General features: G+C 69.1%; 22 protein-coding genes. 14 read left to right on the top strand and 8 right to left on the bottom strand.

The genetic code is table 11. From position 1 onward, the window contains the following. Window positions 1-6: 6 nt before the first annotated feature. The 4 genes from Q0C57_RS09580 to Q0C57_RS09565 form a co-directional block, all read right to left on the bottom strand. The gene (locus tag Q0C57_RS09580) at window positions 7-1,203 is read right to left on the bottom strand and encodes an MFS transporter (protein ID WP_296575511.1); all 1,197 of its coding nucleotides are present in this window, start codon (window positions 1,201-1,203) and stop codon (window positions 7-9) included. Between the two features lie 59 nt (window positions 1,204-1,262). Continuing rightward, window positions 1,263-2,588, bottom strand: a complete 1,326-nt coding sequence (locus Q0C57_RS09575) for an NAD(P)-binding domain-containing protein (RefSeq protein ID WP_296575508.1) — start codon at window positions 2,586-2,588, stop codon at window positions 1,263-1,265. A gap of 78 nt (window positions 2,589-2,666) precedes the next feature. Next, window positions 2,667-2,987 (bottom strand): metalloregulator ArsR/SmtB family transcription factor, encoded by a 321-nt coding sequence (locus Q0C57_RS09570; protein ID WP_296575506.1) that lies wholly within the window; start codon window positions 2,985-2,987, stop codon window positions 2,667-2,669. A 73-nt stretch (window positions 2,988-3,060) separates the two neighbouring features. Then, on the bottom strand, window positions 3,061-3,732 hold the full coding sequence (locus tag Q0C57_RS09565; RefSeq protein ID WP_296575503.1) for a histidine phosphatase family protein: 672 nt from the start codon (window positions 3,730-3,732) through the stop codon (window positions 3,061-3,063). A 189-nt stretch (window positions 3,733-3,921) separates the two neighbouring features. On the opposite strand from Q0C57_RS09565, the gene Q0C57_RS09560 reads away from it, so the two are divergent. The 7 genes from Q0C57_RS09560 (at window position 3,922) to Q0C57_RS09530 (ending at window position 8,215) form a co-directional block, all read left to right on the top strand. After that, window positions 3,922-4,914, top strand: a complete 993-nt coding sequence (locus Q0C57_RS09560; RefSeq protein WP_296575500.1) for a tripartite tricarboxylate transporter substrate binding protein — start codon at window positions 3,922-3,924, stop codon at window positions 4,912-4,914. After that, a complete protein-coding gene (locus Q0C57_RS09555) occupies window positions 4,911-5,324 on the top strand; it encodes a GNAT family N-acetyltransferase (protein WP_296575496.1) in 414 nt (137 codons plus the stop codon). The genes Q0C57_RS09560 and Q0C57_RS09555 overlap by 4 nt, the downstream gene beginning before the upstream one ends. A 71-nt stretch (window positions 5,325-5,395) precedes the next feature. Further along, entirely contained in the window at window positions 5,396-6,067 is a 672-nt protein-coding gene (gene aat / locus Q0C57_RS09550; RefSeq protein ID WP_296575493.1) for a leucyl/phenylalanyl-tRNA--protein transferase, read from the top strand. Continuing rightward, entirely contained in the window at window positions 6,064-6,537 is a 474-nt protein-coding gene (locus Q0C57_RS09545; protein ID WP_296575491.1) for a GNAT family N-acetyltransferase, read from the top strand. Before aat ends, Q0C57_RS09545 begins: the two co-directional genes overlap by 4 nt. Before the next feature lie 175 nt (window positions 6,538-6,712). After that, on the top strand, window positions 6,713-7,435 hold the full coding sequence (locus tag Q0C57_RS09540; RefSeq protein ID WP_296575488.1) for an AzlC family ABC transporter permease: 723 nt from the start codon (window positions 6,713-6,715) through the stop codon (window positions 7,433-7,435). After that, window positions 7,422-7,736 carry an AzlD domain-containing protein gene (locus Q0C57_RS09535; RefSeq protein WP_296575485.1) on the top strand — a complete coding sequence of 105 codons (315 nt, stop codon included), beginning with the start codon at window positions 7,422-7,424 and terminating at the stop codon, window positions 7,734-7,736. Before Q0C57_RS09540 ends, Q0C57_RS09535 begins: the two co-directional genes overlap by 14 nt. An 83-nt stretch (window positions 7,737-7,819) precedes the next feature. Next, window positions 7,820-8,215: a hypothetical protein gene (locus Q0C57_RS09530; RefSeq protein ID WP_296575482.1), complete on the top strand. Its 396-nt coding sequence runs from the start codon at window positions 7,820-7,822 to the stop codon at window positions 8,213-8,215. A 3-nt stretch (window positions 8,216-8,218) separates the two neighbouring features. Here the strand turns inward: Q0C57_RS09530 and hisG are convergent, their stop codons facing one another. The 3 genes from hisG to Q0C57_RS09515 are packed head-to-tail and all read right to left on the bottom strand — an operon-like array spanning window position 8,219 to window position 11,290. Continuing rightward, on the bottom strand, window positions 8,219-9,196 hold the full coding sequence (gene hisG / locus Q0C57_RS09525; RefSeq protein ID WP_296575479.1) for an ATP phosphoribosyltransferase: 978 nt from the start codon (window positions 9,194-9,196) through the stop codon (window positions 8,219-8,221). Then, a complete protein-coding gene (locus Q0C57_RS09520) occupies window positions 9,193-10,329 on the bottom strand; it encodes an ATP phosphoribosyltransferase regulatory subunit (protein ID WP_296575477.1) in 1,137 nt (378 codons plus the stop codon). The genes hisG and Q0C57_RS09520 overlap by 4 nt, the downstream gene beginning before the upstream one ends. A 34-nt stretch (window positions 10,330-10,363) precedes the next feature. Then, window positions 10,364-11,290 carry a LysR family transcriptional regulator gene (locus Q0C57_RS09515; protein WP_296575784.1) on the bottom strand — a complete coding sequence of 309 codons (927 nt, stop codon included), beginning with the start codon at window positions 11,288-11,290 and terminating at the stop codon, window positions 10,364-10,366. A 189-nt stretch (window positions 11,291-11,479) separates the two neighbouring features. Between Q0C57_RS09515 and Q0C57_RS09510 the strand changes: the two genes are divergently transcribed. The 3 genes from Q0C57_RS09510 to Q0C57_RS09500 all read left to right on the top strand — a co-directional run bounded on the left by Q0C57_RS09510 (window position 11,480) and on the right by Q0C57_RS09500 (window position 15,757). Beyond that, window positions 11,480-12,931 carry an FAD-linked oxidase C-terminal domain-containing protein gene (locus Q0C57_RS09510; protein WP_296575474.1) on the top strand — a complete coding sequence of 484 codons (1,452 nt, stop codon included), beginning with the start codon at window positions 11,480-11,482 and terminating at the stop codon, window positions 12,929-12,931. A 214-nt stretch (window positions 12,932-13,145) separates the two neighbouring features. Next, window positions 13,146-14,324, top strand: a complete 1,179-nt coding sequence (locus tag Q0C57_RS09505) for an FAD-binding protein (protein WP_296575471.1) — start codon at window positions 13,146-13,148, stop codon at window positions 14,322-14,324. A gap of 5 nt (window positions 14,325-14,329) precedes the next feature. After that, window positions 14,330-15,757: a heterodisulfide reductase-related iron-sulfur binding cluster gene (locus tag Q0C57_RS09500; RefSeq protein WP_296575468.1), complete on the top strand. Its 1,428-nt coding sequence runs from the start codon at window positions 14,330-14,332 to the stop codon at window positions 15,755-15,757. 28 nt (window positions 15,758-15,785) lie between these two features. On the opposite strand, the gene Q0C57_RS09495 is transcribed toward Q0C57_RS09500, so the two are convergent. Beyond that, window positions 15,786-16,760, bottom strand: coding sequence for a hypothetical protein (locus tag Q0C57_RS09495; protein WP_296575466.1), 975 nt, complete (start codon window positions 16,758-16,760; stop codon window positions 15,786-15,788). Between the two features lie 186 nt (window positions 16,761-16,946). Here Q0C57_RS09495 and aceB point away from each other — a divergent pair, with 186 nt between their 5' ends. The 4 genes from aceB (at window position 16,947) to Q0C57_RS09475 (ending at window position 21,261) form a co-directional block, all read left to right on the top strand. Beyond that, complete coding sequence (aceB, locus tag Q0C57_RS09490) at window positions 16,947-18,533, top strand: malate synthase A (RefSeq protein WP_296575463.1); 1,587 nt, start codon at window positions 16,947-16,949, stop codon at window positions 18,531-18,533. A 220-nt stretch (window positions 18,534-18,753) separates the two neighbouring features. Next, window positions 18,754-19,635 (top strand): TorF family putative porin, encoded by an 882-nt coding sequence (locus Q0C57_RS09485; RefSeq protein WP_296575460.1) that lies wholly within the window; start codon window positions 18,754-18,756, stop codon window positions 19,633-19,635. 251 nt (window positions 19,636-19,886) lie between these two features. Continuing rightward, complete coding sequence (locus tag Q0C57_RS09480) at window positions 19,887-20,720, top strand: DUF2076 domain-containing protein (RefSeq protein ID WP_296575458.1); 834 nt, start codon at window positions 19,887-19,889, stop codon at window positions 20,718-20,720. A 133-nt stretch (window positions 20,721-20,853) separates the two neighbouring features. Beyond that, window positions 20,854-21,261: an NADH:ubiquinone oxidoreductase subunit NDUFA12 gene (locus tag Q0C57_RS09475; protein WP_296575781.1), complete on the top strand. Its 408-nt coding sequence runs from the start codon at window positions 20,854-20,856 to the stop codon at window positions 21,259-21,261. Window positions 21,262-21,553: the final 292 nt, after the last annotated feature.

Below are 21,553 nucleotides of genomic sequence, written 5' to 3'. Positions count from 1 at the left end.
CCAGGGTCAGATTGGGCTGCGGCGGAACCTCCATGCAAGGGCCGCCGTCGCCGCGAACGACAGGATTGCGATGGCGAAGAGCAGCCAGAAGCCCGCCACCGGCCCCGCTGCATCGAGCACCGCGGCATAGGCGGTGGGCGCCGCGGCGGTGACGATGAGGCCGGGCGTGGCGATGGAGGCGAGCACGCCGGCATAGCCGTGCTTGCCGAAGAGGACGAGGGGCACAGCGCCCTTCACGATGGTGGCGAGCCCGACCGAAATGCCGAAGAGCACGTTGAAGGCGAAGAAATAGGGGACGCCGACGCCGCCGACCGCCAATGGCACGAAGGCCAGGACCATGACACCGGTGGAGATGTTGGCGAAGAGGAAGGGATCGAGGTTGCGGCCCCAGAGGATCTCGGCGAGACGGCCAAGGGTCTGGAAGACACCGCGCAGCGAGGAGATCCACACCGCCATGGCCGCCCCCATGCCCATCGCCACCACGGCGGGAATGAGATGGACCGACAGGGCGGTGGTGATGAAGGAATTGGCCGCCATGGCGATGGTCAGCATCAGCACGGCGAAAGCACGCTGGGCCGCCGGGACCAGCGGCTCGGGATCGGGATCTCCCGTGCCGCTGGCGTCGCTGCCGCCGATCGGGGCGCCGAAGCGTGGCAGCAGCAGGTGCAGCGGCGTGCAGATGACGAGCACGGAGAGGGCGCAGACCATCCAGGCGCCGCGCCAGCCGATGGCCTCGTTGGCATAGTGGCAGATCGGCCAGAAGATCGTCGAGGCGAGACCGCCGAACAGGGTCAGGACGGAGATCGGCCGGCGCGCCCGCATTCCGTAGATCTCGACAAGGGTGGCGAAGGCAGCATCGTAGAGCGTCAGGCGCGAGGCGAAGCCAAGCACGATCCAGGCAGCGATATAGACAACCGGATCATTGACCTGCGACAGCATGAGCAGACCGATGCCACCGACAACGGAGCCGACGGTCAGGGTGAACCGCCCGCCGCGGCGCTCGATCAGCCGCGCCACCGGTTTCGAGACCAGGCCTCCGACGAGCAGCGACAGTGAGAAGCCGGCAAAGATGAAGGTGAAACTCCAGCCGAGCTCGGCCACCATGGGCTTGGCCAGCACCGAGATGCCATAGAAGATCGTGCCCCAGGAGATGATCTGGGTGAGGCCGAGGGCGGTGATGATGAAGGGGAAGGATGCGCGCATGATGATGCCGGGATGCTGAAAGCGGAATCTGGCCCCGGTCAATCCGGGGCCGCCGCGATTCAGTCCTGCGTTTCCAGCACGCGCGCGGCGGCGCCGCCGCAGCAGGATGTCGCCCTGGCCGGTTCCGCTTTGGCGGGTCCGGTGGAACAGACCCCGGTGTCGGGCAGCACCAGCCGGACGTCGGCCGCCGCCTGGGCGTCACCAGCGAGATGGGCGACGATGGAGCGGACCTGTTCATACCCCGTCGCCATGAGAAAGGTCGGCGCGCGGCCATAGCTCTTCATCCCGGCGATGAAGTAGCCGGCATCGGGATGGGCGAGGACCGCATGGCCGTGCGGGCGCACCGTCCCGCAGGAATGCTGGTTCGGATCGATCAGCGGGGCGAGCGCCACCGGACAATCCAGGGCCGGGTCGAGGTCGAGCCGCAGTTCCGCGGCGAGGCCGTGATCGGGCCGGAAGCCGGTGGCGACGACGAGCTCATCGACCTCGAGGCGATCACCGCCCTCGGTGACGATCGCCAGCGCCCCTCCCGCCGCCGCGAGGCGCGCGATGCGGATGCCGGTGCGCACCGCGACGCGCCCGGATGCGACGAGGCCGGCGACGCTCGTGGCGAGGGCGCCGCGCTCTTCCAGCTGGTCGTTCGCGCCGCTGCGATAGGCGCTTTCGACGCTGTCGGCGCGCAACAGCCAGACGATCTGCCCGCCGGGACCGTCGGCGGCGAGGCGGCCGAGATCGAGGAGGGTCCCGATGGCGGAATGGCCCGATCCGAGGACGGCGACGCGGCGCCCGGCATAGCGCGCACGGGCCTGCCCCAGCACGTCCGGCATGGCATAGGCGACATGGGCGGCCACGGCCGGATCCATCTCGCCGAGCGCCCCCAGCCCGCCCGAGAGCACCCGGTTCGGCGACGACCAGGTCCCGGAGGTGTCGATCACGGCACGGGCGCGCATCTCCGTCTCACCGGCTGCACCGCGGAGGCGAACGACAAAGGGGCGCGACGCGCGGCCCGCATCCCGCACCCGGTCGGTGCCGGCACGCGCCACGGCGGTGACCTCCGTGTCCGTCACGAGGTGCGGCGCGATGGCGGGATGGGCGGCCAGCGGGGCGAGATAGTCCCGGACGAGCGCGCCACCGGTGGGGTGGACAGGGTCCGGCGGCCGGCGCCATCCCGTGGGGCCAAGCAGCCGGGCCGCGGCGGCGGCGACATTGAACTGCCATGGCGAGAACAGGCGCACATGGCCCCAGGCGGACACTGCGCCGGCGACGGTCGGGGCCTTCTCGATGATCCGGAAGGGGAGGTTGCGCTCCGCCAGTTCGGCGGCCGCGGCAAGACCGACAGGCCCGGCGCCGATCACCACCACGGGAAGGTCCTCATGCATCGTCATGTCGCCCATCATCCACTTTTTTTATCATTCCAGAAAATTCGAAATATTTTACCGGCTACTGCCCTGCTGCGCCCGGTGTCATCCGCATGCCGATGTCTCGCAGGGTGCGGCGGTCGCGTCCGCGCAGCATTCGGCGGCAAGGAAGGCGACCAATTGCTCCATCACGTCGTAATGCGCCCGGCAGCGCAGCACCGTCCCCTCGCGCGTCTGGCCGGCGAGGCCGCAGGCGCAGAGCTTGGCAAGATGATGCGACAGGGTCGAGGCGGGAATGCCGATGGCGTCCTGCAGCTTGCCGACGGGCGTGCCGGCGTGACCGGCCCGCACCAGCGCCCGATAGATGGCGAGGCGCGTCGGGTTGCCGAGAGCCTCCAGCCGGTTCGCCTGGGTCAGGATATCCATGGCCGCAGACTGCTGCCGCAGCCGATCGGCGTCAAGATATATTTCGAGCAATATCGAAATAGTAGGACGGCCGTCAGCAATTGTGGAAGCCGGCGCCGGGGATCGGTGCCGGCATCAGGACCCCGAGGAGGCGCGGCACGGGCGCCGGCTCCATGATGATGGCGGCCCCCTCCGGGAAGGCCCGGCCACCGGCCGCCTCACCGAAGAGCATCATCGCCGGCGTGCGGTGGCCGACGAGGACGCGGTTCGTGCCGGCCGGCACCGGCTCGGCCATCAGCCGCCGATGTTCCGACAGCACCCAGCCGAGGCGCGACCCGGCGAAATCGTCGGCCGTCAGTCCGTCGGTCACGGCCACCTGTCCAGCGCCGAAGGCTTCTTCCGCGGTGTCCCGGGCGCGGAAGACGGGACCGGCGAGGACCGGAAAGGCCACGGGGATGCCGAGGGCCCGCAGGGCTTCGCCGATGCGGCGGGACTGTTCGCGCCCCCGGGCCGAGATGTTGCGCTGTCCGGCGCGGTCACCGATGCGATAGGAGCTGTCGCAGGGCATGCCGGCGGTATCGGCATGGCGGAAGAACAGCACGAGACCGCCCTGGCGCAGCCGATCCACCAGTGGCCGCGCGGCCGGCGAGGCGGCGTCCAGCGGCACGAGTTCCCGGGCCGCGGCCGGTGCGGCGAGGCAGGTGGCGGCGATGGCGCAGGCTGCGACCCATCGCAGGGCAGGCATCGGCTTGGGGATGACACGCATCGCTTTTTCTATCCGCTGCAGTCAGGCCGTACGAAGCGCCGCGACGTCGCAGGTCTGCACCGCCATGACCGACACCGTGCCACCCTGCCCTATCCTGCGATCGCTTGCCTTCCCCCGCAAAGCCGATAGACATAGCGGCATTCTGAACGGGCGCGACCGACGCCCGACCATGTTCAACGGGAGATGCCCATGTTCCGCGCCATGTCGTCGATGGCCCGCCTTGCCGCCGCCGCCACCCTGGTCCTTGCCGGCCTCTCGCTGGCGCCGCAGGCCGCCGAGGCGCAGAGCTATCCGACCCGTCCGATCCGCGCGATCGTGCCCTTCGCTGCCGGCAGCGCCACGGATATCGTCGCCCGCACCTTCGCCGACCAGATGTCGAAGACGCTCGGCCAGACCATCGTCATCGAGAACCGCCCCGGCGCCAACGGCCTGATCGGCGCCGATGCCGTCGCCAAGGCGGCGAATGACGGATACACGATCCTCGTCGGTACCAATTCGACCAATGCGGCGGCCCCGGCCCTGTTCAACAACGTGCCGTTCAACATGCACAAGGACTTCCAGCCGGTGTCCTTCCTGTGCTCGGTGCCGCTGATCGTGGCGGTCGCCAATTCGGTGCCGGTGACGACGCTGCGCGAACTGATCGAACTCGCCAAGACCCGCACCGACCTGACCTTCGCCTCGGCCTCGTCGTCGCAGCGTGTTTCGACCGAGATGCTGCTGACCATGACCGGCATGAAGATGACCCATGTCTTCTACCGCAGCGGCCCGAACGCGATGCAGGACCTGATCGCTGGCCGCGTCACCCTGTTCACCGCCGATCTCGGCGTGATGCTGCCGCAGGTCCGCGGCGGCACGGTGCGCGCTCTGGCGGTGACGTCGCAGCAGCGCACACCGCAAATGCCGGACCTGCCGACGGTCGACGAGGCAGCCGGCACCAAGGGCTATGAACTGATCGCCTGGTTCGGGCTCTTCACCCCGGCCGGCGTGCCCGCCGAAGTCGTCACCAAGCTGAACGAGGCCGTGCGCAGCGCCGCCGCCAGCACCGAGGTCAAGACCAGCCTTACCGACCGGCTCGGCATGGTGATCGCGCCCTCCTCGCCGGAGGAACTCGCCGCGCGCGTCACCGCAGAGGCGGTCAAGTGGGAAGAGGCCGCGCGCGTCGCCGGCATCGAGAAGCAGTGATCCGGGTCGCGACCCGCGCCGATCTGCCGCGCATTTCCGAGATCCGCCTGGCCGTCCGGGAGAACGTCCTCTCCCGGCCGGACAAGATCGTCGACGCCGTCCAGTACCTGATCGACCGCGACGCCTTCTGGGTCTTCGAGGACGATGGCCATATCCACGGCTTCTCCTCGGCTGATCCGCGCGACGGATCGATCTTCGCCCTGTTCATGGATCCCGCCAGCGAGGGCCGCGGCATTGCCCGCGCCCTGCTCGATGCGGCCTGCCGTCACCTGGCCCGTACAGGCCACGCCAGGGCCTCGCTGACGACCGGCACCGGCACAAGGGCAGAACGCTTCTACCGCCAGCAGGGCTGGGAACCGACCGGCCGGACCGACGACGGCCAGATCATCTTCGAGAAGGCGCTGGGTTAGCGCCCGGGGATCCCGCCTATGGTTTTGCCGACGGACTGGCCGCGCCGGCGCGCCGGCGCTAGTCTGGCCGCATGACGCGCCACGGCGACGACCTCGACCAGACCATCACGCCGGAGGTGCTCCTCAAGGCCTATGCCTGCGGCATTTTTCCGATGGCGGAAAGTGCCGACGATCCCGGCCTCTACTGGGTCGAGCCGGAGCGCCGCGGTATCATCCCCCTTGATGGGCTGACGGTCTCGTCGCGGCTGGCCCGCACGGTCAAGTCGGGCCGGTTCGAGATCCGCCTCGATCACGATTTCGAGGCCGTCATCGCCGCCTGCGCCGCCCCCGCCGAGGGGCGCGGCCAGACCTGGATCAATGCCCGCATCCGCCGGCTCTACGGTGCGCTCTTCCGCATGGGGAATTGCCACACGGTCGAAGCCTGGCGGGAGGGCCAGCTGGTCGGTGGCCTCTACGGCGTCAGCCTCGGCGGCGCCTTCTTCGGCGAGAGCATGTTCCACCGCGAGACCGACGCCTCCAAGGTGGCGCTGGTCCATCTCGTGGCGCGCCTCACCGCCGACGGCTTCCGCCTGCTCGACACGCAATTCGTGACGCCGCATCTCGCCACGCTCGGCGCCGTCGAGGTGCCGCGCAACCGCTACCAGCGGCTGCTGGCCGCCGCCCTGCCCGTGCCGGCACGGTTCACCGCCACAGCGCTCGCCCCCCTCACCGCCCTCGCCCTCGTCAGACCCGCAGACGCATGATCCTTCGCCCCGCCACCGATGCCGACGGCCCGGCCCTCGCCGCGCTGATCGCCGCCACCTTCGCCGAATATCCCGGATGTCTGTTCATCGACGCTGAGTTTCCCGAGCTGAAGGCCCCCGCCAGCCATTACGAGCGGCAGGGGGGCCGTCTCATCGTCGCCGAAAGCGAGGGCCTGCTCGTCGGCTCGCTCGCGGCGGTAATGACAGGAACGGCGGGGCTGGGCGAACTGTTCAAGGTCTATGCCCGTGCCGACCACAGAGGTTCGGGCCTGGCACAGGCCCTCTATGGGCAGGGCGAAACACTGCTCCGGCAGCGCGGCGCCGACACGATCATCCTGTGGAGCGACACGCGCTTCCTCAGGGGCCACCGGTTCTACGAGAAGCTCGGCTTCCTGCGGGAGCCGGTGGAGCGCTACCTCGCCGACGCCAGCGCCAGCTGGGAGTTCTGCTTCCGCAAGCGGCTGGACTGAGCGCCCCGCGCCGTGCGGGTGGGGTGGACCTGAACTTGGCGTCGGGCCGAAACCGGGTCCGATGGTGGAGTGGCTCCCGTTCCACCCCTGCGATGCGAGAAGCCCCGCCCTGCACCGGATGGACTGGACCAGCCGGCCGCGGAACAGGACAAAGGCCGACCACTCCGCAGGTCCCATGCACACGCCCGATTCCGCTCCTCGTCCCGTCCCCTGCACCCTGGCCGGCATGGTCGAGGGCGCCCGGCTGAGCATGCCCATGCTGCCGGGCGTGCTGGTCTTCGCCGCGGCAGTGGGCGCGGCCTCCGCCGAAAAGGGCCTGACCCTCGGACAGGCGGTGCTGATGAGCTTCTCGGTCTATGCCGGGGCCTCCCAGCTCCTCGCCCTGCAGCTCTGGCCGGAGATCTTCTCGCTCTCCGCCATCGTCGCGCTCGTGGTGGTGACGACGGCGGTGAACCTGCGGTTCCTGCTGATGGGGGCGGCCCTGCAGCCCTGGCTGTCACGCGGGCCGGCCGGACCCGTCCATCTCGGCCTCGCCGGCCTGACGGACGCCAATTTCGTCATCGGCTCACGTTACCACGCGGGAGGCGGGCAGGATGCCGGCGTCTTCGTCGGCGCCGGCGTCTTCATGTGGATCATCTGGACGCTGGCGACCATTCCCGGCCATGCCCTCGGCCATCTCCTCACCGACCCGAAGCGCTTCGCCATCGACATGGTCATGCCGCTGACCTTCACGGTGATGTCGGTCGGCCTGTTCCGGATGCGGCGCGACCGGCTGGCCTGGCCGGTGGCGGGCGCCGTCGCGGTGATCACGGCACACCTCGTGGAGGGCTTCTGGTTCATCATCGCCGGGGCGCTTGCCGGCTCGCTAGCGGCGGGAATGTTCCGTGACCGCGGCTGACTGGACCGGCCCCGTCGCGGCGATCCTCGCCATGGCGGCGGCGACCTATGCGGTGCGCTTCGCCGGGTACTGGATCATGAGCCGGGTGCCGCTGACCCCGTTCCTGCGCGCCGCGCTCGAGGCGCTGCCCGGCGCCATCATCGTCGCCACCGTCGTGCCGCTGGCGATGCGCGGAGGCATTTCCGCCTGGATCGGTGTCGCGGTAGCGGCGGCGACCATGCTGGCGGTGCGCAAGGACATCGCGGCCATGGCTGCCGGCATGGGCGCGGTCATGGCCGCGCGGGCCCTCGGCCTGCCCTGAGCACGAACGACTTGACCCCGATCAAGGCGGGGCGGCGGGGCCGGGCGCATCAAGGATGCCATCACAGCCAGAGGCACCGACGCATGACGACTCTCCCCCGTGGCTTTCACCGCATCCGCCTCAACATGGCGCGCTCCCCGGGCTATCCCGAAGGCTCCAAGCTGCACGGCTATGAATTCGTCGCGCCGCTGAACGCGGAGGGCTTCATCGACGCCGAAGCGTGGAAGGAGCACCGGTCCCTGTGCAAGGTGCGCCGGTTCTGGCAGGGCGAGGCCGACCAGCACGGTCTCCTCGTCCACAAGGCGGGCGGCGCCAAGGGCGCGACCTGGACCTTCGACTACGACCCGACAGCCGAGGACGACGACGAGGCCGGCTTCCGCTTCGGCGACCACGCCTTCCAGATCGGCGAATATGTCTCCATCCGCGACGAGGACGGCGACCTCACGACCTTCGTCGTCACCTCGACGGATGCGGTCTGAGCGTCAGGCAAGCGCTGTGGCCAGCGTCTCGTAAAGCGGGTTGTCGCGCGAGAAGACATAGTCCAGTTCGGTGACGGAGACGGTTTCCGCGCCGCGGTCCCGGAGGAAGCGTGCGAGGCCGAACAGGGCCTTGGGCGGGCAGTGCAGCGTCAGCATGCCGGAGGATGTCGGCCCGCCGAAGGGCGCCTCGACGCCAAAGCGGGCGCGGGCTTCGTCCAGCAAAGCCGCGTCGGCCGACGCGAAGCGCGTGCGCACCTCCTTGACCCGGCGGGCCCGCGCCTGGGACTCGATCCGGTCGAGCATGTCGCGGGCGGAGGCGAGCGCCGACGCATGCCAGGGCGCCGTCCGCGAGGCCACGAGATGGGCCTCCGACTTCATGATGATGCCGTCGTCCAGCACCTTCAGCGCATTGGCCGCGAGCGTCGCGCCCGTCGTGGTGATGTCGACGATGAGCTCGGCGGCGCCGGCCGCCGGCGCGCCCTCGGTCGCCCCCGCGGACTCGACGATTCGGTAGTCGGCGATGCCGTGGCGGTCGAAGAAGGCGCGGGTGAGGTTCAGGTATTTGGTAGCGACGCGCATGCGCGAGCGGTGGCGGGCGCGGTACTGGCTGGCGACGTCATCGAGATCGGCCATGGTGGCGACGTCGATCCAGGCCTGCGGCACGGCGACGACGACATCGGCGCGCGAGAAGCCGAGCGGGGTGAGCGAGACCAGGCGGTCCTCGGGCTCCGGCGTCGCCTCGTGCATGAGATCGAGGCCGGTGAGGCCGAGATGCACCGTGCCGGCCGCCAGTTCGCGCGCGATGTCGGAGGCCGAGAGAAAGGCGACCTCCACATGGTCGAGGCCCGGGATCGTACCGCGATAGTCACGGGCACCGCGGCCCTGCACCGGCTTGAGCCCGGCACGCTCCAGGAACCCCTGCGCCGATTCGAGGATGCGGCCCTTGGAGGGGATGGCGAAGACGAGCGGCAAATCGGTCATGTGCGGCCTCCCGTCACGGCGAGGCGCTCGACCCAGAAGGCGCAGCCCACCGCCGGAACCTTGATGTCGAGCCCCATCTTGGCGGTCATCATATCGGTGAGCCGGTCGTAGCGGCCGCCGCCGACGAGCGGCCGGCGCTCCCGGCCCGACCCGTCATGCACCTCGAAGACCAGGCCGGTATAGTAGTCGACATCGCGGCCGAAGCGCGGCGAGAAGCGCGTGGTGGACAGGTCGACCCCGGCAGTGGCGAGCAGCTGATTGCGGCGGGCCAGCCGGTCGATGGCCGGGCCCATGGCGAGCCCGGACGCCGTGGCGAGATCGCGGATCTCGGCCTCAGCCGACACGGCGTCGGTGTCGATGGCGAGCAGCTTCTGGACGACCGCGACCTTGTCCGGGCTGAGGCCGCCCGTGCCCAGCGCCGCCTGTTCGAGGAAGCGCTCGGCGACGTCGGCGGCGGAGCGGCCGCCGACCGTGGTGATGCCGGCGATGGACAGGAGGTCGGTGACCAGGGCGCGGGCCGCCTTGGGGTCGGACCCTTCGAGGGCGGCGAGCAGGCCGGCATGGGTGGAGCCGTTGCGGGCCGGTTCGGCGAGGCGCTTCAGGTCGCCTGCCAGCATGCCGGAGCGCCGGAAGTCCTTGGCGAGGCGCCGGCGCCAGGCGGGCGGCAGGCCGAGGGCGGCCACCAGGGCCATGAAGATGCCGACATCACCGATGGCGAGGGAGAGCGGACCATCCGTGTAGAGGCGCGCCCCCTTGAGGGCGAGGGCGACGACCTCGGCCTCGGCCGCCTCGTGGTCGGCCCGCCCGAGAAGCTCGATGCCGGCCTGGTTGAATTCGCCCGCCATGCCGGGGCGGTGGCGGAAGACGGGTCCGAGATAGGAATAGGCCGCGGCTTCGCCCGCGCGCGGGCCTTCGAGATGGGCCTGGACCACGGGGATCGTGTAGTCGGGCCGGAGGCAGAGTTCCTGGCCTTCCGCGTCGCTGGTGAGGAATAGCCGGCGGGCGAGCGCCTCGCCGACGAGATCGCGGACCAGATCGGCGGCGATGAGCAGCGGCGGCTCGGCGCGCGCGAAGCCGGCCGCGGCCAGCAGGCTCGCGAGGCGGAGATCGAGATCGGACAGGGCGCGCGTCATGCGGTGTTCCGGGTGGGGCGGATGGGTCAAGCCTCTAGCCTTCCCGTGCCGCGAGGTCGAGCCCCTGGTCCCAATAGGGCACCGGGCCGTAGAGCGCCGCCAGCCAGTCGACGAAGACCCTGACCTTCTGCGGCAGGAACCGGCGCGTCGGGTAGACGGCATGGACTGCGACCCGTCGCGAGGCGCGCCATGGCGGCAGCACGACCTCCAGCCGACCATCCTTCAGTTCCGGCCCGACATCCCAGGTGGAGCGCAGCGCGATGCCGATGCCGGCCAGCACCGCCTCGCGGACGACCTCGGAGGAATTGGTGCGCAGCGGCCCGTGCAGCCGCACCACCTGCAGCCCGTCTGGACCCTCCAGGCGCCAGGTATCGGCATTGTGGGCGAGCAGCGCGTGATCGGCGAGGTCGGCGAGACCGGCCGGCCGGCCGCGCGCCGCGAGATAGCCGGGCGTCGCGACCAGCAGTCGGTGGTTGGGGGCGAGACGCCGGGCGACGAAGGAGGAATCGTCCAATTCGCCGATGCGGATGGCGACGTCATAGCCCTCGGCGACGATGTCGACGAAACTGTCGGAGAGCTCGAGATGGACGACGAGATCGGGATTGGCGCCGAGGAAGGCGCGCAGATGCGGCGCGATGTGCAGCCGGCCGAAGGAGGTTGGCGCCGAGACACGGAGGGTGCCGCGGGCCAGGTTCGAGCGGCGGGTCACGAAGGTCTCGGCCTCGTCGATGGAGGCGAGGATGGCGACGACGCGCTCATAATAGCCCTGTCCCGCTTCGGTCAGGGACAATTGCCGCGTGGTGCGCTGGAGCAGTCGCGTGCCGAGCCGATCCTCCAGCCGCTTGATGCGCTTGGAGATGACCGCCGGCGACAGGCCCATCTCGCGGCCGGCGGCAGACATGCTGCCGGCGGTGACGACGCGGGCGAAGACCTCGAGATCGGCGAGTGGTGTCAAAAGAATGCCCCCATTCTTTCCTGCAGGGAAACAATCTTGACCTGTTGCACACCATTCCGCCAGAGGGGAACCAGCGTATAGTGATGTGAAATCAAGTCAGCCGGGAGGGGATGTGCATCCGGAAATTGCGTGCTTCGAGCCTCGAAGGACGCACTTGCCGACATGCGGCCCCGAAACCCGAAGAGGGAGGACACCATGACCATTGCCTTTCCCGCGCCGCGTGCCGACGTGCTGGCGAAACGCGACCGCGTCGTCGCCGCCCTCAAGGCCATCGTGCCCGGCGAGGGCGTGATCACCGAGGAGAAGGAGCGGCGCGCCTTCGAGACCGATGCACTGACCTCCTACCGGCGGGTGCCCATGGTGGTGGTACTGCCGGAGACGACGGAACAGGTCGCCGCCATCATGGCCTTCTGCCACGCCGAAGGCGTGCCGGTGGTGGCACGCGGCGCCGGCACGTCGCTGTGCGGCGGCTCGATCCCGCAGGAGGATGCGGTGGTGCTCGGCGTCGCCAAGATGAACCGGGTGCTCGACGTCAATTTCGCCGACAGGACCATGCGGGTCGAGGCAGGCATCACCAATCTCGCCATTTCCGGCGAGGTGGCCCATGCCGGGTTCTTCTACGCCCCCGATCCGTCGAGCCAGCTCGCCTGCACCATCGCCGGCAACGTGGCGATGAATTCCGGCGGCGCGCACTGCCTGAAATACGGCGTCACCGCCAACAACATCCTCGGCCTGAAGCTGGTGACGGTGGAGGGCGAGGTCGTCGAGATCGGCGGCGGCGCGCTGGACTCGCCCGGCTATGACCTGATCGGGCTGCTGGTCGGCTCCGAGGGGCAGCTCGGCGTCGTCACCGAGGTGACCGTGCGCATCCTCAGACACGCGGAGGGCGCGCGGCCTGTGCTGTTCGGTTTCCGGGAGATCGCCCAGGCCGGGCAGACCGTGTCGGACATTATCGGCGCCGGCATCATCCCCGTCGCCATCGAATATATGGACCGCGAGGCGATCCACATCTGCGAGGCCTTCGCCAAGGCCGGCTATCCGCTCGACGTGGAAGCCATGCTGATCATCGAGGTCGAGGGCTCGGAAGCCGAAATGGAGGCCATGCTGGCGCGGATCGTCGAGATCGCCCGCCGGCACGACGTGGCGACGGTGAAAGAGTCGAAATCCGCCATGGAGACGGCGGCGATCTGGAAGGGGCGCAAGTCCGCCTTCGGCGCCACCGGCCGCGTCGCCGACTATATCTGCATGGACGGGACGATCCCGACCGGCCGCCTACCGGACGTGCTCGCCGGCATCGATCGGATCGTGAAGGGTTACGGGCTGCGCGTGGCCAATGTTTTCCATGCCGGCGACGGCAACCTGCATCCGCTGGTGATGTTCAACGTCAACGACCCCGCCGAGCAGGTGAAGGCCGAACATGCCGGAGAGGACATCCTCAGGCTCTGCGTGCAGCTCGGCGGCTGTCTGACCGGCGAGCACGGCGTTGGTATCGAGAAGCGCGACCTGATGCGCGAGCAGTTCACCGAGGTCGACCTCCTGCAGCAGACGCGGATCAAGACCGCCCTCGACCCGAAATGGATCCTCAACCCGGCCAAGGTGTTTCCGCTGGATGCGCCGCGGGACGAAGCCCCACGCGAGGCGGCATGATGGACCATTTGCAGCCCGTCGATGCATCTGGCGAAAAGCCCCACCCGCACCCTCCCCGCTGCGCGGAGAGGGGGACTATGGCGTCGCGCCTCCAGCCGGGGACGGCTGCGCCGGGCGCAAGACTTGTGATGACGCGGGACGTCGAAGTCCCCCTCTCCTCGCGCCAGCGAGGCGAGGGTAGGGGTGGGGCCTTCTGGTACGGATCAACAACGGCATGACCCTCCACACACCCTCCTCTCCCGCGGAACTGGCGGCCGTCGTTGCCGCGGCGCGCAGCACCGGTACGCCACTGGCCGTGGCCGGCGGCGGCACGCGCGCCGGCCTCGGCCGGCCGGTCCAGGCGGCCGCGACGGTGTCCACCGCCAGGCTCTCGGGCCTCACGCTCTATGAACCGGCGGAGCTCGTCATCGCGGCGATGGCGGGGACACCGCTGCGGGAGGTGACGGAGGCGCTGGCGGCCAAGGGGCAGCGCCTGCCCTTCGAGCCGATGGACCATCGCCGGCTCTATGGCTCGACCGGCGAGCCGACAGTGGGCGGCGTCGCCGCGGCCAATGTCTCCGGTCCGGCGCGGATCAATCTCGGGGCCGCCCGCGATTCGATGATAGGGCTGAAATTCGTCAACGGCCTGTCCGAGGACGTGAAGTCCGGCGGCCGGGTGATGAAGAACGTCACCGGCCTCGATCTCGTCAAGGCGCTGGCCGGGTCCTTCGGAACGCTCGCCGTCTTCCACGAGGTCTGTTTCAAGGTGCTGCCCGTTGCCGAGGGCGAGCGGACGCTGGTCGTCGCCGGTCTGTCCATTCCCCGGGCCGTGGAAGCCCTCTCGGCGGCGCTCGGCTCGCCCTTCGAGCCGACGGGGGCGGCGCACCTGCCCGCTGCCGCTGGAGAGGCGGCGCGCACCCTCATCCGCATCGAGGGCTTTTCGGCGTCCCTCGCCTATCGCACCGACGCCCTGTCGAAGCTGCTCACCCCCTTCGGCGCCATCGAGACCCTGGAGGCCGATGCCTCCGCCACCCTCTGGGCCGGGATCCGGGATGCCGCCCTCTTCGCCGGGACGGACGAGGCGGTCTGGCGCTTCTCGGTGCCGCCCTCGGCCGCGCCGGCCCTGGCCGAGCGGCTGGCCCCGCTGTCCCCCCGCCTCGTCCTCGACTGGGGCGGTGGCCTCGTCTGGGCCGGTATCGCCGCCGCAGGGGATGCGGGAGCGAAGGCCGTCCATGCCGCCGCCAAGGCCGCAAGCGGCCATGCGACCCTGGCGCGGGCGCCCGATCAGGTGCGGCTCGCCGTCGATGTCTTCTCCCCGCCGGCCGCACCGCTGATGGCGATCCAGCGCAAGATGAAAATGAGCTTCGATCCGGCAGGGGTGCTCAATCCCGGCCGCATGTATCCGGGGGTTTGAGGTCCATGCAGACGAACTTCACGCCCCAGCAGCTCGCCGATCCGGCCATGGCGGCCTCGGAGAAGATCCTCCGGACCTGCGTCCATTGCGGCTTCTGTACGGCCACCTGCCCGACCTACCAATTGCTCGGCGACGAGCTCGACAGCCCGCGTGGGCGCATCTACCTGATGAAGGAGATGTTCGAGACCGGCCAGCCGGCGACGGCAGAGGTGGTCAAGCATGTCGACCGCTGCCTGTCCTGCCTCTCCTGCATGACCACCTGCCCCTCGGGCGTGCACTACATGCATCTGGTCGACCATGCCCGCGCCCATATCGAGGCGACCTACGAGCGCCCCTGGACCGACCGGCTGATGCGCTCCGTCCTCGCCAATATCCTGCCCTATCCGAACCGGTTCCGTCTGGCGCTGGCCGGCGGTTTCCTGGCCAAGAAGGCGCTGTCGCTGGTCTCGGTGCTGCGCTGGAAGGGCCGGGCGGCGGTCGCCGTGTCGCGCAAGGCGGTCGGACCGATCTCGGAGCGCATCGGGATCCTGAAGCGCACGCGGGCGATGATCGGCCTCGCCCCGGACCGGCTCCCCGCCCGCTCGCACCTCGATCGCGGCGGCGTGCATGCGCCGGAGGGCCCGAAGCGTGGCCGCGTCGTGCTGCTGCAGGGCTGCGCCCAGCCGGTGCTGCAGCCCTCGATCAACGAGGCGACAGTGCGTCTGCTGACCCGCCTCGGCGTCGAGGTGGTCTTCGCCCGGGGCGAGGGCTGCTGCGGCGCGCTGGTCCATCACATGGGCCGGGAGGAGCAGAGCCACGACCAGGCCAAGCGCACCATCGACGCCTGGATCGCCGAGATGGACGGCGCCGGGCTCGACGCCATCGTCATCACCGCATCGGGCTGCGGCACGACGATCAAGGATTACGGCTTCATGTTCCGCGACGACCCCGCCTATGCGGAGAAGGCGGCGCGCGTCTCGGCCATCGCCAAGGATGTCACGGAATATCTGACGGCCCTCGGCCTGCCCGCCGCGGCGCCGAACGGGCTCGTCGTGACTTACCATTCCGCCTGTTCGATGCAGCATGGCCAGCAGATCAAGGACGCGCCGAAAAACCTGCTCAAGGCCGCCGGCTTCACGGTGAAGGAACCGCCGGAGGGGCACCTGTGCTGCGGCTCGGCCGGTGTCTACAACATCATGCAGCCGGAGATCGCCGAGCGGCTGCGCGACCGCAAGATCGCCAATCTCGACAAGACCCGGCCCGACATCATCGCCGCCGGCAATATCGGCTGCATCACCCAGATCGCCAACGGCCATGCCGACAGGGGTGGCGGCGCGCCGATCATCCATACGGTCGAACTGCTCGACTGGGCGACGGGCGGGCCGGCCCCCGAGACGCTGGAGGCGGCCGGCTTGGCGCAGCGGCTGGTGCCGGCGCTCGCCGCCGCGCAATAGGGAGCGGTCGCGCAGCGCCGGGCGGCGTTCAGGCGCCGGAGGCCTGGTCGGAGCGGTGGAGCGCGCCGAGACCATAACGGGCCAGAACCTCGGCGAGATCGGCCTCGGTCACGGCGCCGTCGGCCATGGCGAGGGCGCGGTTGCCGATCAGCGCCCATTTGTCGAAGGGCAGGAGCCGCATCAGCGAGGCACGCAGACGCGGCATGGTCGCGGCGAGCTCGGCCATGGTGACGACCTCGCGGCGGCGGTGAAAGTCGCGCTGCTTCTTCGCAAAGCGGCGGTTGGCGCCACCCGCGATCTCGTAATTGGCGAAGCCGAGACCGGCCTTCAGATATTTCAGGTGCCAGTAGGCGAAGCCGATGAAGCTCCGGCGGAAGTGGCGCTTGCGGAAGTCCTCGTAGCGCCGGTCATGCACGAAATAGGCGTCGGGCGTCACGGGGAAGAAGCCGTGGTCGCCATTGCCCGCCAGCGGCGTCGCGGCGAAGACGCCGACCCGCCCCTGGTCGTCCCGCGCCAGATTGATCCCGGAAAAGCAGGCCATGCGTCCGGGCGCCAGCCCGTCCCGGTGAATGTCCGCCGCCATGCGCGCGAAGGCGCCGTCCATGGCGACGTGGTCGTCGTCGATCTTGAAGGCCACCTGGCGGGTGGTGCAGGCGAGCGCGAAGTTCGAGTAATTGACGACGCTGTGGGGCGAATTGGCGGGCTCGGCGATATGTTCGTCGGAGCCGGGCGGAAAGACCCGCGGCAGGTAATGGACGATCCTCAGCTTCTGCGGCCCGAGTTCGTCCTGCAGCGCCGCGAGGATCGCCTCGGTGCCGTCCGTGCACTGGTTGTAGACGACGACGATCTCGTCGACATGGGCGGCGTGGCTGCGAATGGCGGCGGCCACGAAATCGGCTCCGTTCCGCGTCCGGACGAAGCCGGATATGCCCGGCCGCCGGTCACCGACCCGCAGAGCGGCGGGCGTGAAGGAATAGGTCTCTACGCGCGCGATCTCGGCCATGTCATCCGCGTGACGGAATTGCTGTCCGTCGCCATAGCGGCTGCGGGCGGCAAAATCCAGACGAAGGCCGGAGGGCCGGATTTTATCCTCCATTGGAACAAGTCTTCATCACCCTCGTCCATTTCGGAACAGACGGCGCTGCGCTAGAGTGTGCGGATATCATGCATCTTCTGGAGGAAGCGGGCCATGACCACGACCGGAGTCACCATCACGGGGGCCATGGGCCCGCGCTATGACGAGATCCTCAGCCCGGAGGCCGTGGCCTTCGTGGTCGATCTGCAGCGGACCTTCAACGAGACGCGCAAGCGCCTTTTGAAGCTGCGCGCCGAACGGCAGAAGCAGTTCGACGCCGGCACCCTTCCCGATTTCCTGCCGGAGACGAAGCACATCCGTGACGGCGCCTGGAGCGTCGCGCCGATCCCGGCGGACCTCCAGGACCGCCGTGTCGAGATCACCGGCCCGGTCGACCGCAAGATGGTCATCAACGCGCTGAACTGCGGCGCCAAATGCTTCATGGCCGATTTCGAGGACGCCAATTCGCCGACCTGGTCGAACCAGATCGAGGGCCAGATCAACCTCAGGGATCGCTGGGCCGGCACGCTCGCCTTCACCGACCCGAACAGCGGCAAGTCCTATGCGATGAAGGACAAGGTCGCGGTCATCATTCCGCGGCCGCGCGGCTGGCATCTGCCGGAAGTCCACATGCAGGTCGACGGTGAGGAGATGTCGGGCTCGCTGTTCGATTTCGGCCTCTATCTCTTCCACAACGCCAGGGCGGCCCTGGCCCAGGGCTCGGGCCCCTATTTCTACCTGCCGAAGATGGAGAGCCATCTCGAGGCGCGGCTGTGGAACGATGTCTTCGTCCACGCCCAGGAGAAGCTCGGCATCCCCCGCGGCACGATCAAGGCAACCGTGCTGATCGAGACCCTGCCGGCGGCCTTCGAGATGGACGAGATCCTGTTCGAGCTGAAGGACCACATGGCGGGCCTCAATGCCGGCCGCTGGGACTACATCTTCTCCTTCATCAAGAAGCTGGCGCGGAACCAGGCCTATGTCCTGCCCGATCGCGGCCAGGTGGTGATGAGCAAGGCCTTCCTGAAGGCCTATGCCGAACTCCTGGTGAAGACCTGCCACAAGCGCGGCGCCTTCGCGATGGGCGGCATGGCGGCGCAGATCCCCATCAAGAACAATCCCGAGGCCAATGCCGCCGCCTTCGCCAAGGTGAAGGCCGACAAGGAGCGCGAGGCGACCATCGGCCACGACGGCACCTGGGTCGCCCATCCCGATCTCGTGCCGGTGGCCATGGAGGCCTTCGACCGGCTGATGCCGGCGGCGAACCAGGTGTCCCGCCAGCGCGACGACGTCGTGGTCGGGCAGAAGGACCTTCTCGAGATCCATCAGGGCACCCGCTCGGAGGCCGGCTATCGCGAGAACATCCGCGTCGGCGTCCAGTATATCGAGGCCTGGCTGCGCGGCCGTGGCGCCGTACCGATCTACAACCTGATGGAGGACGCGGCGACCGCCGAGATCTCGCGGGCGCAGATCTGGCAATGGACGACCTATGGCGTGGCGCTGGAAGGCGGCATCGCCTGCACCCCGGCCTTCTTCGACAAGGCGCTGAAGGAGGAGATGGAGGTGGTGAAGGCCGAAGTCGGAGCCGAGGCTTTCGAGAAGGGCCGATTCGCCGAGGCCATCGCCCTCTTCGCCAAACTGTCCCTGGCGCCCGACTTCGAGGAATTCCTCACCCTTCCGGCCTATCGCATGCTCGCGTGAGCGACGAATCGGCCGCGATGGTCAATTGGGTTAACAAACCCCCTGTGGCCACGCGGCCACAGGGGGCTTTTATTGGGTTCATCTGCTTTCTGATTGGGCATTTTGCCGACCTATGCCCGATTTTTTGCCTTGTCGCCCGTTGCCCACATGTGACGTCATTGTGACGGATATGCGGTGATTTGGGTCGGCGGCCTGCGCCGACCGCAGTCGGGAGACGCAGATGTTTCGCAAAACGATGCTGACGGGCCTGCTTGCCGCGGCACTGGGAAGCCAGGCCTTCGCCGCCGACGTTGCCGCGCCGGCCCCGATCGCCGCGCCGGCGCCCTGGGCCTTCGATTTCGCTTTCGGCGGCAAGGTACTCTCGGACTACAATTTCCGCGGCATCTCGCAGTCGGCGCGGGGCCCGGCGATCAACGTCTATGGCGAGGCGCGTTACGGCTGGCTCTATGCCGGCGCCGCCTTCTGGACCACGAAGCTGCCGAACCGGCCGGTCGGCGAAGTCGACCTCTATGGCGGCATCCGGCCGGTCGTCGGCGATGCGACCTTCGACCTCGGCGTGATGTACTATCTCTATCCGAACGAGCGCCAGTTCGTGACGGCCGGCCTGGCGGCACCGGCCCTCAACGGCGTCTGGGCCCCTGCGCGCAGCAACTTTGTCGAGGTCTACGGCAAGGTTGGCTACGACATCACCCCGACGGTCAATGTCGGCGCAGCCCTCTACTTCGCCCCCAACTGGCTCGGCACCGGGGCGGCCGGCACCTATGGCGAGCTCAACGCCAAGGTGAAGCTGCCGAACGACTTCGCGATCTCGGGTGCGGTCGGCCATTACTGGCTCGGCACGACGACGGTGTTCGGTCCGGGCGCCGACTTCAACATCCAGGATTACGTCTACTGGAACGCCGGCGTGTCGTGGACCTACAAGGACTTCCTGACCCTGGACCTGCGCTATCACGGAACCAACCTGACCTCGCAGCAGTGCTTCGCCACCACCGGCGACTATCGCGGCGTTTTCAGCGGCTCGGGCCGGTCCAACTGGTGCGGCCACAGCGTCGTCGCCAGCCTGTCGATCGATCTGCAATGGTCGAAGCTGCCCTACAAATGATCCCACCGCGGCGCTGCGCGGTGTCACGGCCGGGGTCCGCCCCGGCCTTTTTTCGTTGGATCTGTGGGGCCCCTGCGACTTGCCGCCACGCCCCCGTCAAACCTCTGGCGCGGGATGGGGCCATATACCATCTTCCCGCTACCTGAAGGCTCCGGCTCTGAATCGCGACATCAGACCGCAATGAGACGATGCCAGACAGGAACCACGCGGGGGCGACCCGCTACGAACGTTCTTCCGGAGGATCTACCCCCATGAACCAACAGGAACGCGATATCATCGCCGGACTGTTCGACCGCCTGCGCTCGGCCGAGAGCCAGCAGCGCGACCCTGCCGTCGACGCCTTCATCAAGGAGCGCCTCGTGCAGCAGCCCGGCGCGGTCTACGCCCTGCTGCAGACGATGTATGTCTCCGACCAGGCCCTCAATGACCTGGCCAAGCAGAATGAGACGCTGCAGGGACAGGCGCAGTCGCTGCAGAATCAGGTCGACCAGATGCAGCAGCATCTCCAGCACGTGCAGCGCCAGGCCGAGCAGCCGCAGAGCGGCGGCTTCCTGTCGAGCATCTTCGGCTCCAAGCCGGCGGCGCCGCCGCCGATGCCGGGACGCCCGCTGAACACCGGCATGGCACCGCCGCCGCCCGGTTTCGGCCAGCCCCAGGGCGGTCCGCCGCCGGCATACGGCGCCCCCCCTCAGGGCAATTTCGGTGCCCCGCCGCAGGGCAATTTCGGCGCACCCCAGCAGGGTGGCCCCTGGGGCCAGCCGATGGGTGGCCCGCAGGGACGTCCGATGGGCGGCCCCTGGGGGCAGCAGGCCGCGCCGGCCCAGCAGGGCGGCGGCGGCGGCGGCTTCCTCGCGACGGCTGCCACGGCGGCGGTGGGTGTGGTCGGCGGCATTCTGGCGGCCAACGCCATCTCCAGCATGATGGGCGGCGGCACGAGTTCCGCCTCGGCGGCGCCGGCCGCGGCGCCCGAGGCCCAGCAGGCGGCCGAGAAGCCCGCCGCGCAGGACAGCTTCACCGGTGATGACGGTTACGGCGGTTACGACGATTCCGCCGGCTATGACGACGGCGGTGGCGACGATTACTGACTCGCCCCGCGTGCTTTGAAGACCCAGCGGCCGCCCCACCGGGGCGGCCGTTCTGCATTGCCGCTGCACCTGCTGGACATTCGGGAAGACGGGTGGCATGAACCGGTCTGATCGACAGGCGCGCAGGCAGGCGATGAAGACCTTCTTCCTCAAGTTCTTCACCTGGTGGAACAGCCAGACCTTCGGAACCCAGCTCACCATCTGGCGGGTGGGGGTTTTCGTCGGCGAGGACGAGTTCGGCAACAGGTATTACCGGTCCCGCTTTGCCAAGGACCCGGCCCTCGGCCACGAGCGGCGCTGGGTCGTCTACCACGGACAGGCCGAGGCCTCCGCCATTCCGCCGGGCTGGTGGGGCTGGATGCATCATCGGACCGCCGAGCCGCCGACCGCCAGCGCCTACCGGCCGCGCCCCTGGCAGCAGCCGCACCAGCCGAACGCCACCGGCACAGCCTCGGCCTATCGGCCGCCAGGCTCGACCCTGAATGCCGGTCGCCGGCCGAAGGCGACGGGCGACTACCAGGCCTGGACGCCCGGCTCCTAAGGCCGCAAGCCGACCGCCGGGGCGGCATGGTTCCGCCATGTTCGCGGCCATAATGAATGCCGGACGCCGGACCTCCCCGCATCCAGACCCGGCCCGAGCGCTAGCGGCCCGGCAACAGGGACACCAGATCAGGCCTTGGCGAACAAGATTGCGATCCTCTCCGCGCTGACCGCCTTGGCCGTCGTCGTTCCGGCGCTGATCCCGCCTGCCGGCGCACCGGCGCTCGCCCAGCTCCAGCTCGGCCCACCGCCGACGACCCAGCAGCGCCCGCCGCCGCCGGGACAGACGGCAC

Origin of the sequence: Phreatobacter sp. (assembly GCF_022843985.1) — a bacterium.
Lineage (GTDB): Bacteria > Pseudomonadota > Alphaproteobacteria > Rhizobiales > Phreatobacteraceae > Phreatobacter.
The sequence above is the reverse complement of the archived record's forward strand: the minus strand, read 5'-3'. Positions and strand labels throughout refer to the sequence as shown.